Annotated in this window: 11 protein-coding genes; 4 read left to right on the plus strand and 7 right to left on the minus strand. The window is 71.2% G+C overall.

What is annotated here, in order from left to right; translation table 11 throughout:
• Positions 1-309 precede the first annotated feature (309 nt).
• Entirely contained in the window at positions 310-1329 is a 1020-nt protein-coding gene (locus tag WMF34_RS43010) for a hypothetical protein (RefSeq protein WP_437991449.1), read from the plus strand.
• A 431-nt stretch (positions 1330-1760) separates the two neighbouring features.
• Here WMF34_RS43010 and WMF34_RS43015 read toward each other — a convergent pair whose 3' ends face one another.
• The gene (locus tag WMF34_RS43015) at positions 1761-2117 is read right to left on the minus strand and encodes a hypothetical protein (RefSeq protein WP_437991450.1); all 357 of its coding nucleotides are present in this window, start codon (positions 2115-2117) and stop codon (positions 1761-1763) included.
• A 76-nt stretch (positions 2118-2193) separates the two neighbouring features.
• Positions 2194-4773 carry a diguanylate cyclase gene (locus tag WMF34_RS43020; protein WP_437991451.1) on the minus strand — a complete coding sequence of 860 codons (2580 nt, stop codon included), beginning with the start codon at positions 4771-4773 and terminating at the stop codon, positions 2194-2196.
• Positions 4774-5957: 1184 nt separating this feature from the next.
• Here WMF34_RS43020 and imm31 point away from each other — a divergent pair.
• Complete coding sequence (imm31, locus tag WMF34_RS43025; RefSeq protein ID WP_437991452.1) at positions 5958-6251, plus strand: Imm31 family immunity protein; 294 nt, start codon at positions 5958-5960, stop codon at positions 6249-6251.
• 263 nt (positions 6252-6514) lie between these two features.
• Here the strand turns inward: imm31 and WMF34_RS43030 are convergent, their stop codons facing one another.
• Together WMF34_RS43030 and WMF34_RS43035 are read right to left on the minus strand one after the other, a co-directional pair.
• Positions 6515-7540 (minus strand): FG-GAP repeat domain-containing protein, encoded by a 1026-nt coding sequence (locus tag WMF34_RS43030; protein ID WP_044967167.1) that lies wholly within the window; start codon positions 7538-7540, stop codon positions 6515-6517.
• A gap of 320 nt (positions 7541-7860) precedes the next feature.
• Positions 7861-8718 carry a CPBP family intramembrane glutamic endopeptidase gene (locus WMF34_RS43035; protein ID WP_437991453.1) on the minus strand — a complete coding sequence of 286 codons (858 nt, stop codon included), beginning with the start codon at positions 8716-8718 and terminating at the stop codon, positions 7861-7863.
• A 236-nt stretch (positions 8719-8954) separates the two neighbouring features.
• On the opposite strand from WMF34_RS43035, the gene WMF34_RS43040 reads away from it, so the two are divergent.
• The gene (locus WMF34_RS43040; protein WP_437991454.1) at positions 8955-10490 is read left to right on the plus strand and encodes an ATP-binding protein; all 1536 of its coding nucleotides are present in this window, start codon (positions 8955-8957) and stop codon (positions 10488-10490) included.
• A 115-nt stretch (positions 10491-10605) separates the two neighbouring features.
• Here the strand turns inward: WMF34_RS43040 and WMF34_RS43045 are convergent, their stop codons facing one another.
• Both WMF34_RS43045 and WMF34_RS43050 read right to left on the minus strand, forming a co-directional pair.
• A complete protein-coding gene (locus WMF34_RS43045; protein WP_012241012.1) occupies positions 10606-11190 on the minus strand; it encodes a Uma2 family endonuclease in 585 nt (194 codons plus the stop codon).
• Between the two features lie 52 nt (positions 11191-11242).
• Positions 11243-11998 carry a SirB1 family protein gene (locus tag WMF34_RS43050; RefSeq protein ID WP_044967169.1) on the minus strand — a complete coding sequence of 252 codons (756 nt, stop codon included), beginning with the start codon at positions 11996-11998 and terminating at the stop codon, positions 11243-11245.
• Positions 11999-12241: 243 nt separating this feature from the next.
• Between WMF34_RS43050 and WMF34_RS43055 the strand changes: the two genes are divergently transcribed.
• Positions 12242-13735, plus strand: a complete 1494-nt coding sequence (locus WMF34_RS43055; protein WP_437991455.1) for a hypothetical protein — start codon at positions 12242-12244, stop codon at positions 13733-13735.
• A gap of 64 nt (positions 13736-13799) precedes the next feature.
• Here the strand turns inward: WMF34_RS43055 and WMF34_RS43060 are convergent, their stop codons facing one another.
• Positions 13800-14609: a polysaccharide deacetylase family protein gene (locus WMF34_RS43060; protein WP_012241015.1), complete on the minus strand. Its 810-nt coding sequence runs from the start codon at positions 14607-14609 to the stop codon at positions 13800-13802.

Below are 14609 nucleotides of genomic sequence, written 5' to 3' on the forward strand. Positions count from 1 at the left end.
TCCGGTGGAGCAGGTGGCGGTGCTGGTGCGGGTGGCGCAGCGAGCGGCGGCGCGACCGGGAGCGGCGGAGCGGAGCCCGACCCCGATGGGGCCGGCGAGGAGTTTCTTCTGAGCTTCCCGCGGCGCAACTTCTTTGGCCTCGGTCAACCGCTCGCGGCGACCCAAAACGGCTCGGTCATCACGGTCGGAGCTCGAGCTCCCGCGGAGCTCCTCCCGGGTTCGATCGACGAGCCCTTTGTTGCGGAGTACTCGGCGACCGGAGAAGTTCTCCACGCGCTCGCGCTGCCCGGAGCCGCTGAGCCGGAGTTGATGGCGATCGACGCGGAAGGCTCGATCTTCCTCGTCGGCCAGCTCTACATGGACATGACCTTCGGCGAGTTCACCCTCACGACCGTCGAGGAAGGGTTTTATCTGGTCAAGGTGAACCCCGACTTCTCGATCGCCCTCGCGGCCGGAGTCACTCTCGAAGGCAGCTCTCCTCTGAGCGCGATGGCGGTCGACGCGGACGGCGACGTCGTCGTTGGCCTCGGCGTGTACAACGACGACGCATCCGTACAAAAACCTCAGATCATGAAGTTTTCTGGGTCGACCCTCGAAGAGATCTGGAGCACGACGTTCGAGCACGACATCAGCCAGGGATACACGATCGCCCTCACGTTCGATGGTGGCGGTGAGATCCTCGCCGGCGGCGCGTTTACCGGAGTGCTCACCATCGGAGAGACAGAGCTCGAAAAGGCGGGAGGGCAGGACGATCCAGCTGTCTACAACGGCTGGCTCGCCTGGCTCGACCCGGAGAGCGGCGATCCTCTGCGCGCGCTCCGCTTTGGCGGGGCGAGCTTCGACTATGTGAAAGACCTGAAGTCGACCGCCTCTGGACACCTCCGCCTCCTCGCCTCACACACGTCGACGTCGACCTTCCTCGATCATACGGACACCTTCGACGAGGAAAGATCGGAGTCGGTCCTCTATGATTTCGAGGGCGGCGAGACGGTGCATTGGGCGAGCCGGCTCGGCGGACCAGACTATCTCGGCAACGCGCTGGCCCTCGGCGGCGATGGTCGAAGCTACGTGGCCGGTCGCTTCGGCTGGCTCGGCACGGAAGAAGATGCAAAAGGAGGGCACCTCACGCGCTTCGCGGCAGACGGGACGAAGGGCGAGAGCGTCGATTTCGCGACCGGTAACCCGAACGGCCTGACGCAAGTCGCCGTCGATACGAAAGGCGGCGTTTGGGTCAGCGGGGCCTGGCAAACGGCCTTCGAATTTGCGGGGAAGAGCTACGCTCCGCCGGCCGATGGCGGACAGTTCATCCTCCGGAAGAAGGGATTCTAGAACACCAATGACGTTGATCGAGCGAGGAATGAGCCGCCAAGGCGCCAAGCACAAACACAATCTTGGCGTCCTTGGCGCGCTTGGCGGTTCAGATTCCTGCTCTTTTCTGGGGTTTCAACGCGTTTGTCGCTCGTGCGCCAGGCCAAGCCTGGGTGAGGAGGATGCGATGAGCTGAAACCTCGCGAAGAAACCCAGCGGGTGAGAGTCCCGCCCGGCAAGGTTGGCCCAGCAGCCGGAAGTGAGTCTTGCGTGGTGCCGGGCGACCGGCGTCGCGAAGCGTAGACAGCGAGCGTGCGGGCCGTGGGATAGAGCCTCGAAAGAACGGAGGTCGTGGGGCCGACGTCGTGAGCGTAGCGGAAGGCAACATCGTCGCGTCAAGAGCGAGCCTGGGTAGCCCCCGCTCGCTCTGGCGGGATCCCTGACCGACGCCGCTAGCGAGGCTTCGTGTCCTTGTCCTCCGGGTCGACCGCGATGCGGAACCCCGGGTCTTCCGGCGTGGGCCCGGCGGGCCGCGTCTCGGGCCCCTCGGCCTCCCCGCGGTGCTCGGAGCGCTCGTCCCGCGGGGGCGCCTGCGCCGGGCCCTTGCTCAGCTCGGCGCCGATCCGGCCGACCACGTTCGTCGCGGCCCGGACGAGCTCGCGCCCGGCGTCGTCGATCGCCCTGCCGACGTTCGTGCTGTCGAGGTCCTTGCGCAGGTCCACGGCCGTCTTGCGCGCCGCGCGCCAGAGCAGGCTCAGCCCCTGCTTGAGATCCTCCCTGGGGTCGTCTCGATCGGGGTCCGAGCTCATCGCGCCTCCTTGGCTTCGGTTTCGCCGAGGAGGCTTATGTTCCCGCCGCGCCTGCGCCGCAAGCGGCGCGCAGACCTCAGGCGGCCGTCTTCGGCTTGCTCGTGGGATCGACGTCCGGCGGGCGCCTCGGCTTGCTCCGAGGCTCGGCCTCGCCGGGCGCCTTCCCCGGCGCCTGCGCGGCGGCCGCGGCGCGCTTCCCGGCGGACGGCGCGCCGTCCTGCCCCGGGGCCGCCGGCGCGCCGCCTGCGCCGCCCGTCACGGCCGGCCTGCGCTGCGGCGCGGGCGCCCCCGCCGCGGGCTTCGCCGCCGCGGCCCTGGCCGCCGCGGCCGTCGCCGCGGGCCGCGCCGTCGCGGGCGCCGCGTGCCTCGCCGCGGCGGGCGCCTCTGCCGCGTGCCTCGCCGTGGCCGCCGCCTCCACGGCCTGCTTCGCCGCGCCGGCCGCCTCCGCCGCCTGCTTCGCCGGAGCGCCCGCCTCCGCCGCGGGCGGATGCGCGCTGTTCGACCGCACCGCCGGCGACCACGCGGTGGAGCGGTTGCGGCCCGACCGCTTCGACACGTAGAGCGACTCGTCCGCGGCCTTGAAGAGCTCCTCCCACGTGCTGCCCGCCTCGGGGTAGGTGGCGATCCCGATCGAGCAGGTCACCTGGCACTGCACCGGCCCGCTGCTCCCGGCCGCGTGGAACGTCGTCCGGCCGAGCTCCTCGCGCACGCGCTCCGCGAGCAGCATCGCGCCGCGCGCGTCCGTCTCCTCGCAGATCACGACGAACTCCTCCCCGCCGAAGCGCGCGACCGCGTCGGTCGTCCGCTTCGCGCGCCGGAGGACGTCGCCGAGCCCCTTGATGATCACGTCGCCCACGTCGTGGCCGTACGTGTCGTTCACCTTCTTGAAGTGGTCGATGTCCGTGACGAGCACCGAGAGCCGCCGCGAGAACCGCCGCGCCGCGGTGATCTTCTGGTCCGCCACCTCGAGCATCGCGCGCTTGTTGAGCAGCCCGGTGAGCCCGTCCATCGTCGCGAGCTCCTCGAGGCGCCGCACCATGCGCGCGTTCGAGAGCGACACGGCCATGTGGCTGGCGAGGACCTCGAGCGTGCTGCGCACCGAGTCGGTGAAGGCCGCGCGCCGCCGCGAGCCGAGCACCAGCGTGCCGAGCGGCCGGTCGTGCACGACGAGCGGGAGCACGATGATCGACGGCATCGACGGCGGCGTGACGCGGCGGGTGAAGACGACCTGCCGCTTCTCGTCGTACTCGCCGCGGTACGGCAGCGGGTGCCGGTTCTGCAGCACCATCGAGACGAGCCCCGCGTTGTGGCGGAAGCGCTGCCCGGTGAGCTCGGCGACCCCGTCGCCGCTGACGGCGCGGATCTCGTGGACCTTCTGCGCCTCGTCGTACAGCGTGACGGCCGCGAAATCGACGGACGTGATCTCGCGGGCGCTCGTGACGCCGGCCTCGATGACGCCGGCCTCGGTCGTGGCGGCGCCGAGCCCCTCGGCGGCGCGGTAGAGCTTGCCCTGCTCGATCTTCGCGCGCTCGAGCTGGACGAAGACGCGCTCGTTCTGGATGGCCCGCACGGCGTAGCGGCACGCCTCGTCGATGAGCTCGAGCTCGCGCGGCGAGAACGGCCGGTCCTCGACGCGATCGACGACGAGCACGCCGCGGAGCTGGCCGTGCTCGAACACCGGCAGCGCGCACACGGCGCGCACCGGGGAGGGGCCGACGTAGTAGGGCAGCTTGTAGCCGGGCTTGAGGCCCCCGAGGACGACCGGCGCGCGCTGGGTGATCGCCGCGCCGAAGACGCCGTCGCCGGAGAGGAACGGGCCCTCGGAGAGGTTCGGGGCGTCGCTCGCGAGCTCGCTGATGCGCAGGTGTGTGCCGGCGTCGTTCTGCCAGAGGAGCACGGCCGTGTAGAGGTCGAGCGACTCGCGCAGCAGGCGCAGGGCGAAGAGCACCGACTGGTGGATCTCCTCGACGCCGGAGCGGGCGAGCCGCTCGTCGTCGCCCTTCTGGGACGCGCCCGCGCCGCGCGCCTGGGCCGGGGCCGAGAGCAGGCGGTAGCTGCGCGCGTCGTCGCGGAGCCGCTCGATCTCGGCCTGGAGGCGGGTGTGGGAGGCCTTCCTGACGCGGCCGAGCTCCGCGCGGAGAATGGTGGCGTTCAGCAGCGAGAAGACGGCCATGAAGCCGATGTGCGGCGCGGCCGCGCGCGCGACGTCGAGGAGGCTCGGCGCGCCGCTCCCGCCGCTCGCGGCCGCGGCCGAGCGGACGGCGATCTCGAGGGCGGCGGCGGCGATCGCGACGAGGAGCGACGCCCCGGGGCGGGCGAACGCGCTCACGAGGGCGATGACGACGTAGAGGGCGGCTTGGGCGTCGCCGTCGAGCGAGCCGTCGAGGCGGAGGACGGCGGCGAACGTAGCGACGAGGAGCAGGGCGCCCACCTCGAGGTCGAGCAGGGCGCTCGCCTCGATGGCGGCGGCGCGCCGCCGCGCCCGCTGGACGAGCGCCACGAGCAGCACGAGCAGCGCGGTCGCGGCCGCGAGCGGCGGGAGCGGCGCGGCCGCGTCGAGGACCACGAGCGCCCCGAGGGCCAGCGCGCAGGCGAGCGGCGCCGCGTTGCGCGCGATACGGCGGGCGGTGAGCACGGCGAGCACCAGGTTGGCCATCGGCTCGGATGCCGGTACCAGAGGTCGATCCCCCGGGCCCAGTTCTCTGCCGGCGGAGGGAAGAGGCCGGCTGGTGGGGGAGAAGGGGGGAGCGTGGAGGTAGGGGTGTGTGACCTGGAGTCATGGAGGGGGGAAAGTTGAGGGGCCTGGCTCGGATACGTTGAGGCGGGGCAACGATGCTTGTCGCCACCTGCGCGGCTCGACGATCGCCGGCGGGCACCGTGAACGACCTTGCGGGCGCAACGGAGCTACTCCACGGGACCATGGACGGCTCATGCGATCCACCACCTCCGGGAAAAGCGGCGCTATATCAACTGCTTGTCCACGAATCAAAGGCTCCGCCTTCACTCCACGGCCACAGACTGCGGCGCGACCCTCGCTGCGATCTTTCGCGCGTGTTAGCATCGCCCGCATGGTGAGGGTGCTATCCGTCGCTCATCTGGAGCGCTGCATATGGGGTCTATTGTGCTTGCGGAAAATGGGAGCTGCTTGAGTCCGGGCCGTAAGAGGTGGAGGGGTTGTGGTTTACTATCCAGATTTGAGTCCATGCAATTACTTTGGCCGCTGGCAAGAGGTCCTGCGGGCGGTCGGGTGGCATGAGTCAGGGCATTCGTTTGCAACAGGGCCTGTGTCAAAGGAGGTTTTTGGGGCGCTGATGCGTCTTCTCTCCAACCCATGGCAGCCTGTTGCCTTGGCGGGGCATCAGCCATGCTCCTACTGCCGCTTCACTGGAGGGGCAGCCTCGCTTCGGTTTGAAGACGTGGAGGTCTCTGTCGGGGCGAATAATCTGTTTGTTCCTGCGCGTGATGAGGCTGTGGTGTACGTCGCTCCGAGCTTGATCGCGCACTACATTGATGCTCACGACTATTGTCCGCCCGCGGTCTTCCAGGAGGCTGTTCTTGATTGTCCCGAGATGAGGTCTTTTGCGTATTTGAAGAAGATAAAGGAAAAGGGTTTGTCGGTCACGCGGCCAGCAGGTTGATATGTCGGAGCGCAGCCGCGAGGATGGGGCCACGCCTGCGCAGGGAGATGGCGGGACACGTGGCGTCGAGCGTGTGGTTTGGAGCTCGAAGTTGAAGCGCTGAAGCGGCCGGTGCTGGCTCGACCAGGCCCAGCCGGGGCCGGGCTTCGAGAAGTTCGAGTCCGACATCACCGGAACGTCTCGTTGAAAAGAGAGAACACGCATGGGTATGGAGCCGAAGTTCGATTTTTACGAGGTCGTATCCATTCTCCCCTGCGACGCGATCCCGGGGCGGCTGTGGGGCACGTGCGGGGTCGTCGTGGGGCGATCCGGCGGCGATGGCGTTGAATGGGAGTACGCCATCCAGGCCTTTGCCGACGAGAACTGCTGCTGGCAGCTGGAGGAGCGGTGCCTGCGGACGGAGGGACGGAAGATGTCCAGAGATGACCTGTACACGGGCGAGGTGATGGGCGTGCGCGTCGATCCAGCGACCGGGAGGGGGTCGCCCCGGACATGAGCGACGTCGGGCCACCTCGCTGACCACATCCGCTGCCTCGGTGCGGCGCGCTCGCCCCGCGCTTCCTGGACAGCCACGCTGTATCCACCATGTCTGCGCGCTCCAGAGGGATCGTCGCGGGGGACGGCCGGGATGCGGACGCAAGTGCCCGAACTTGTTGCCCAGCCTCGGCTGTGTTCAGCGCTCCTCCGTCTCCTCTCTGCCCCGGCGACGCCGGCGCCGCCGGCGCCGAGGCAGAGCAGCGGACGTGGGACGGTGCCCAGTCACCCGCCGTCGTAGGGCCCCAGAAACACCGGCCCCGGCGCGAGCAGCTGAGTGCCGTTCATCAACCAGACCGCCGCCTGGTTCGTTCCTGTGGCATACCAGAGCACGTCCGCCATGCCGTCGAAATTGCTGTCAGCGGCGGGGCATGCTTTCCAGCCGCGGCCGGGCGGCCCCGGGATCACCGGTCCTGCCGAGATTACCAGGGTGCTGCCCTCCATCAGCCAGACGGCCATGAGGTTCTGCTCCGTGTCGTTCCAGAGCACGTCCGCCATGCCGTCGGCGTTGTAGTCCCGCGCGGTGACGACGTGAAAGCCGCCGCCGAGCCCGGGGATGACCGGCCCCGGCGCGAGCAGCTGAACGCCGTCCATCAGCCAGACGGCTATCAGGCTCTGCTCCGTGTTCTCCCAGAGCACGTCTGCCATGCCATCGCGGTCGAAGTCCCTCGCGCCGCGCGCCACCCAGCCCTGGCCGAGCGGCCCCGGGATGATCGGCCCCGGCGCGAGCAGCTGCGGTCCATCCATCATCCATGTCGTCAGCAGGTTCTGATCTTTGTTGTTCCAGATCACATCCCCCATGCCGTCGCGGTTCAGATCGGACACCCCGACCACCTTCCAGCCCTGGCCGAGCGGCCCCGGGATGATCGGCCCCGGCGAGAGCAGCTGGCTCCCTTCCATCAGCCATATGGCCACCAGGTTCTGGTCGATGTTGCGCCAGAGCACATCCGCCATGCCGTCGGAGTTGACGTCGCCCGCGTTGACCGCCTCCCAGCCCTGGCCGATCGGCCCCGGGATCACCGGCCCCGGCGCGACCAGCTGGGTCCCCTCCATCAGCCAGATCGCCGCCAGGCTCTTCTCGGGATGCTCCCAGAGCACATCCACCATCTCGTCGCGGCTGAAGTCATTCATACGAACGGCCTTCCACCCGTACCCGCTCGCCCGCTGCGTCGCGCGCCCCAGGGACGACGCCGCCGGCTCGGCGGACCAGCGGTCGTGGTCCGGCTCGATGCCCGGCGTGCAGGCCGGCATGGGGTGAATCGCAGCGATCGTGCACAGCGCAGCCCCTGTAGCCGCAGACCTCCTCACACTCGCCTCGCTTGCGGCTCGGGCGCGGGCGCAGGCGCCGGCACGGGAGATCCGATCCGGTCCGCGACCCTGAGCACGCCGAGCACGTGCGCGGGCCGATAGCAAGCGCAAGGCCATCGAGGCCATGGTGTGCGCGCGATCTCGGCGTGGTCACCACATGGTGCCTCACCAGGCCACTCCCCGCTTCTCGCATCGAGGATGGCTCTACCGGGGACGTACACCCGGGAGGATCCTGCCCACGTGCTTGCCTGTCGCGGAGAGCGTCAGTTGAGGCCAGCGGCGACGCTGGCGAGGCCGACCGTGAGATGGACGGCGGTGACGCCGACGAGGGTGCGGTGGCGCGCGTAGAAGAGGCCGAAGAGGACGCTCGCGGCGAAGGTGATGACCGCGAAGGCCAGCGAGACATACAGGTGGAACACGCCGAAGAGCACCGAGGTGACGACGATGGGCGCGAGGCGCCCGGCGTCGGGCAGGAGCCGCTCGAGAGAGGTCTGGATCACGCCGCGCGCGATGAACTCCTGGAGCAGGCAGTGCGGCCCATAACTCGCGAGGAAGATCGCGAACTCGAGCTGCGAATACCCCGCGACCGAGCCCCAGTCGAGCCACGGCTCGCCCCGCAGTGCCGGCCCCGCGCGGAGCGCGAGGCACGCGGCGAAGGCCATGGCGCCGATGACGAGCGCTTCGCGGAGGCTATGCCGCGCGCCCGAGAGCGTCACGCCGAGCCGCGCGAGCGGCAGCGGCTGCCGCCGGACGAACCACCCGATCGGCGCGAGGAGCAGCAGCAAGAAACCCCACGAATAGCCCATCTGGAGCAGCGGCGGCAGATCGGGGCGGATGAGATCCCGGACGAGCTGCGCGACGCCGAAGAGGGCGATGACGACGAAGAAGAACGCCGCGAGCTCCCGGCGCAGCTCCAGGGCGTCCCGACCGCCGCGGCGGAGGAGCTCGATCTCGAGCCGGAGCAGGTCGTGATCGGCGTCGCTCGCCGCAGCCAGCCCAGCGCGCTCGGTCGAGCGGTCGCGCCGGCCGGTCGACGGGCGCGCCTCGCGGGCGGAGGAGCCGGCGAGGAAAGGAACATGGTGCGGGTCGATCACGTCGGAGGAGGATTCGAGCAAGCTCATAAGACTATCCCATTGAACCAGCCATGATGTCACGTCTCCGGGCGAGCGATCAAGCGCGTAGGAGGTCCGCCGTTCTCGCGAGTTTTCGCGAGCCTTGCGCCTCGCGAGCTTTGCGAGCTTTGCCATGCGCGCGCATGCCGCTATCAGAGAGGTCGTTCCTCCGAGCCCGGCGCGCTGCCACGGACGAGCGGGCGCCGAGCTGGGCGAGGACGGTACGACTGGGGGCAGACCACACCGTGCGGCTCGGGATCCGGCTTCAGCTCTTGTTCGCGCTCGGCGCGCTGCTCCTCCTGGCGTTCGTGCCGCTCTTCTTCGCCGTGGCGAGCCTCACGCGGGCCACCATGAGCGGCGCGCGCGCGTCGAGCGCCCGCGCGATCGGCCGCGCCATCGCCGGGCACGTGGCCGCGGCGCGGACGACCCGCTCCGCCCCGGAGCTCTCGCTCCTGCTCGAGGCGCAGCTCGGCCCGGACGGGGCGTCGGCGATCGGCGTCTACGACGCGGCCGGGGCGCTCTCGGGCCGCGCCGGCGAGCCGGAGGTCGTGGCGGCGCTGCCCGCCTCGGTGGAGGCCGGCACGGAGGTGCTGAAGACGGTGCGGACGGCGCGCGGCGACGCGCTCCTGGTGGTCGTCCCGGAGCCCGCGCGCGAGGCAGCGTCTCTCGCGGAGCCGGCGCCCGCGGCGTCGGCGGGCTCCGTGGCCGTGCTGGTGCCGACCGACCCGTCGACGGTCGCCGCCGCGCCGCTCGTGCGGATCGTGGCGCTCTACACGGGCATCGTGGCGCTGGCGCTGCTCGTGTTCGCGTACATCTCCATGACCCACCTCGTGGTGCGGCCGATCGACGCCGTCTCGGAGGCCGCGCGCCGCGTGGCCGGCGGGGCGCGCGACCTGGAGGTGCCGCGGGCCGGCGCGCGGGAGCTCGCGGAGCTCGGCGCGAGCCTCGCGCTGATGACGGGCCGCCTCCGCGCCGACGAGGAGTCGCTGCGGGCGAAGATCGCCGAGATCGAGCGCTACGCGGCGGACCTGAAGAGCGCGCAGGAGCGGCTTGTCCGCTCGGAGCGGCTCGCCTCCGTGGGGCGCCTGGCGGCGGGGCTCGCGCACGAGATCGGCAACCCGCTCGCGGCGATCCTCGGCCTGCAGGATCTGCTGCTCGCCGGGGGCCTCACGCCGGCCGAGGAGCGCGATTTCGTCGAGCGGATGAAGCGGGAGACGGAGCGGATCCACAAGATCCTGCGCGATCTGCTCGACTTCGCCCGGCCCGCGGCGCGGGGCGCGGCCGAGGCCGGCGACGGTGGAGAGGCAGGGCACCTCCCCTCGGGGTCGGTCGCGGAGGCGATCGGCGACGTCGTCTCGCTCGTCACGCCGCAGAAGGCGTTCCGCGCGATCGAGCTCGAGCGGGACGTCGCGCCCGACGTGCCGGCCGTGCCGCTCGCGCACGGGCAGCTCGTGCAGGTGCTCCTGAACCTGCTCCTGAACGCGGCCGACGCGGTGCCGCGCGCCGGGGGGCGCGTGGCGGTGCGCGCGTCGCGGGGCGCGGGCGGGGGCGCGCGGATCGAGGTCGAGGACAACGGGCCGGGGATCGCGGAGGAGGTCCGAGAGACGCTGTTCGAGCCGTTCATCACGACCAAGGAGGTCGGCGAGGGGACGGGGCTCGGGCTCGCGGTGTGCCGGGGGCTCGTGGAGGCGGCCGGCGGGACGATCGGGGTCGAGCGAGGCGCGGAAGGCGGGGCGCGGTTCGTTGTGCTGCTGCCGGGCGCGGCCGACAGGCATGGGTGATGGGAGGGCCAACGCGCGATCCCACGCGCGATCCCACACGACCGGAGCGATCGGCAGTGGCCCTCGCTTCCCCCGTCTCGCGCCGAGCCCCCGCCCTGCCCGGGTCGGGAGCGCTCTACTCCTCGACGGCGCCCGGAACCCACCACGAGGCGACGGCGAGCTCTCCGTTGAAGGGCGGTAGCACGACGCGCTCGTCGTCCTGCGCGGTCGCCGTGAGCGCCGGCCTCCCACCGACCGTCTCGAAGACCTCGACCAGACGGCGCATCGGGTCCACGATCCAGCTCCAGCCGACGCCGGAGCGCGCGTAGAGCGGCAGCTTCACCGCCACGTCGTCGCGGGCGGTCCGCGGCGACAGGACCTCGCAGCACCAGTCGGGGAGGATCGCCAGCGGGTTCTCGTCCGGCAGCTCGGGCACCCGCTCGACCCGGAAGCCGCACAGGTCAGGCACGGCGAGCCGGCCGCCGGGGAAAGCGATCTCCGTCTCGGGCTCGATCCACCAGCCGACGCCGCCGACGTTCGCGTCGAACGGGACGAGGCCGTGCAGGCAGAGCCTGGCCGCGCGGCGGTGGCGCTTCCCGGGCCGCGACATCGTGCGGAGGACGCCGGGCTCCAGGATCTCGCCCGTCAGGTGCTCGGGCAGGGCGCGGATGCTCTGGTAGAGCTCCTCGAAGGTCGGGGGGGTCGTGGCGGGTTGACCCATGCCGACGAGCGTATCCGATCGCGCGCGGCGCGCGAGCGGCGATCGGGCCGCGTCAGTTCACGTCCCGCCCCGCGGACGGCCAGGGGCGCTCGCCACCGAGCTGATCGAGCTCCTTCCGGAGCTCGTCGGTCGGCGCGAGCACCTGCATCCGCTCGAGCACGCTGCGCAGCCGCGACGCGTCCGAGCGGCTCGAGTAGATCGACCGCAGGTTGTTCAGCAAGCGCACCAGGATCTGCCGCTTCTGCGCGGGCACGAGCAGCCGCGGCTCCGGATCGCGCGTGGCGCCCGTGGCGCGGGTGTGCAGGGCGCGCAGGTCGTCCCGGCCGAGCAGGCGGCCCTCGAACGGGTCGATGAGCAGCACGCCGCCGCGGACCGGCGTCCTCACGAGGAAATGGCCCGGGAACGAGACGCCCTGGGCCTCGAGGCCCGCGCGCCAGCACACCTCGAGGAGGACGACCGCCAGCGTGATGGGGATGCCCGTCCGGCGATCCAGGACCTCGTGCAGGTAGCTGTTCTTCGGGTCGTAGTAGTCCCCGGAGTTCCCGTGGAACCCGAGGTCGCCGTAGAACCAGCGGAGCAGCTGCTCGATGGGGCCGCTGCCCGGCGTCGCCTCCGCGGCGCGCAGGGGGCGATCGACCGCGCGCCGCGCCTCGCCGCCGAGGCGGTCGAGCACGCCGAGGTAGTGCGGGATGTCGAGGCCCGGGTACGCGGCGTCGTCGATGAGGAGCGCCGCCTCGGCGAGGTCGAGCTCATCCTCCGGTCTCCCGGCGATATGCGCAAACAGCGTCAGACTCACCGGCGCGGCCATCGGACCGAGCGTAGCGCCACCCGGCGGAGATGGTCTAGGGCCGCCCGCCGGAAGTCCGGCCATGGCGGGCCGGACTTCTGCGCCGCTCCTCGGCGGCCTCACGCGGGCGGCCCTGACTTTGTTTCCTCGGGGCTGCGCCCCGCCCCGGCGCCGGCTTCGCGTGGTTCCGTGATTCAGAAATTCCGCCAGGGACTGGAACGTCGCCGTCTGCGCCGATCGTGTATTCTGAGATCGGAGAGCACCATGATTTCCGCGCGTTCAGCAGGAACCTGCGTATGGATCGGCGTCGGGCTCGCGTCATGCTTCCTGGGCTGCAACGCCCTCTTCGGCATCGATGAGCCGACGCTCGACATGACAGGCTCGGCCGCCGGGACCGGAGGCGGCGGCGCGGCCGGGACCGGAGGCGGCGCGGCCGGGACCGGAGGCGGCGCGGCCGGGACCGGAGGCGGCGCAGCAGGGACCGGAGGCGGCGGCGCAGATTCGAACGGCCACGTGACCGCCACGGGCACCGGGGGCGGGCCGCCGGGAGGCCCGGGCCTCGACGAGACCTTCGGAGATGCCGGGATGGTGACGACGGATCTCGACGGCAAACCGGCCAAAGCCTTCTCGATCGTGACGCTCCAGCCTCTGCCCTCGGGCAACGTCGCCGTCACCGGGCATTATGAGTATCTCTTCCCGGAGCCATTCGACGACGCCGATGCCTTCGTCGCGATCCTCACCCCCGAAGGAGCGCTCGACCCCGCGTTCGCCCCGGCATTCGATGGCCAGGAAGGATTTCATAACGGGCGGGGTGTCCTCCCGATCGACCGCGGCACCAGCCATGATCGGATCCTCGGAGCCTACCTCGACGAGGACCACGAGAACATCATCGTGCGCCTCGGGCACAACGACAGAGAGACAGCAACCCCGATCACGCGGCTCTGGGTCGCGCATGTGGCGCCCTCCGGCTCGACGCTGATCCCGTCCGGGAACGGAGGGAGCGGCGACGTCTGGAGCTCGTTCATCTTTCCGAGCAGCGCCGGCAACCAGCTGCATCGCGTGTTGACCCCCACGCGAGACGCCGACGGGCTTTATTTCGGCGACGTCAGGCCCGGGTCGGAGCCCACGTTCGAGAACATCAGCATTCCCTTTTTTATCTACGAGTCGTTCGCTGCCACGGCGCGCGACGGGTTCGTTTATGTCGTCAGCTCCCATAGCGCCGACGTCATCCGCTTCATCGAGGGGGGCGATGGCGTATCCCGCGATACCGGCTTCGGAGCGGACAGCGGCTACGCCTCCGTTGACCTGGACGCGCTCGGGCTGGGAACAGCACAGAAGGCCTTCGCGATCGTCACCGATCCGCGGCGGAATGCCTATGTCGGGTTCGTCTCGACCAACCCCGAGTCACCGGCGTCGGCCATCGTGAAAATCAAGGCCGACGGCAGCGGACTGGACTCCTCCTTCGGCGCGTCGGGTGTGCTGAAGAGCGAGGCGTCGAGCAACGCCGCGTGGTCGTGCCTCCTCCTCGACCGGAGAGGCCGCCTCGTCGTCGCCGGCGACCAGGCCGCAGGGCCGGTCGCCCTCCGCTTCTCGGCGGACGGAGCGCACGACGGCACGCTCGCGCTCTCCCTCCCGTTCTCGCCGAAGCGCTGCGCGCTCGACGCCGCGGGGCGCCTGCTCCTGGCCGGTAGCGTCGTGGATTCGAGCGACCCCGCTGGCAGGCAGGTGCTCGCCCTGGCTCGGCTCCGCCTGGAGTGATCGCGCCGCCGGAGGGCTGGCGTCGCGGCGCGGCTTCGTGGAGAGGTTGCGCGGCGCGCCCGCGCTACGCCGCGCCGTCGTCCCGCGCGCCGTCGTCGAGCCACGCGTCGACGCGGACCCCGACCAGGTTGCGCTTCTCCATCGCCGCCAGGATGCGCGGGAGCGCCAGGGGCCCCGCGGGCGCGTGGTCGTCGCGCTCGGCCGCGTCGTGGAGCAGCACGATCGCCCCGTCGCGGAGCCCCGGGATGATCCGCGCCGCCACCCGCCCGGGGTCCGCCCCGGCGAGCCCGTCGAACCCCCGCGCCGACCAGCCGATGACGTCGAGGTCGAGCGCGTCCACCACGCGGGCGATGCGCGGGCTCGTGTGGCCGACCGGCGGCCTGAAGAGGGTGGGGCGGGCGCCGGTGATCCGCTCGATGACGTCGAGCCCCTGCCGGAGGTCCTGCTCGACCCGGCGCGCCGAGCGCAGCGAGAAGAGCCGGTCGTGCGCGTGGCTGTGCAGGGCGATGGCGTGGCCCCGCGCCGCGATCTCGCGGACGAGCTCGGGGTGGGCCTCGGCCTTGCGGCCGATGACGAAGAACGTCGCCTTCACGCCCGCCTCGTCGAGGAGCGCGAGGACCGCCGGCGTGTGCTCCGGGCTCGGCCCGTCGTCGAAGGTCAGCGCCACGCCCCGCGCGCCGGGCGGGCCGCGCTTCACGACGTCGACGAACATGCCGAGCCCGAGGAAGAAGACCCCGCACAGGACGAGCGCGAGGTAGCCGGCGATGGCCGCGCCCGCGACCGCGATGGGCACCGGCGCGACGAGCAGCGAGCGCGCGACCAGCGCGAGCGCGCCGAGCGACGCCGCGTAGAGGAGGGCCCGCGCGAACGGCAC

Origin of the sequence: Sorangium sp. So ce145 (genome assembly GCF_051525985.1) — a bacterium.
GTDB lineage: Bacteria > Myxococcota_A > Polyangia > Polyangiales > Polyangiaceae > Sorangium > Sorangium cellulosum_B.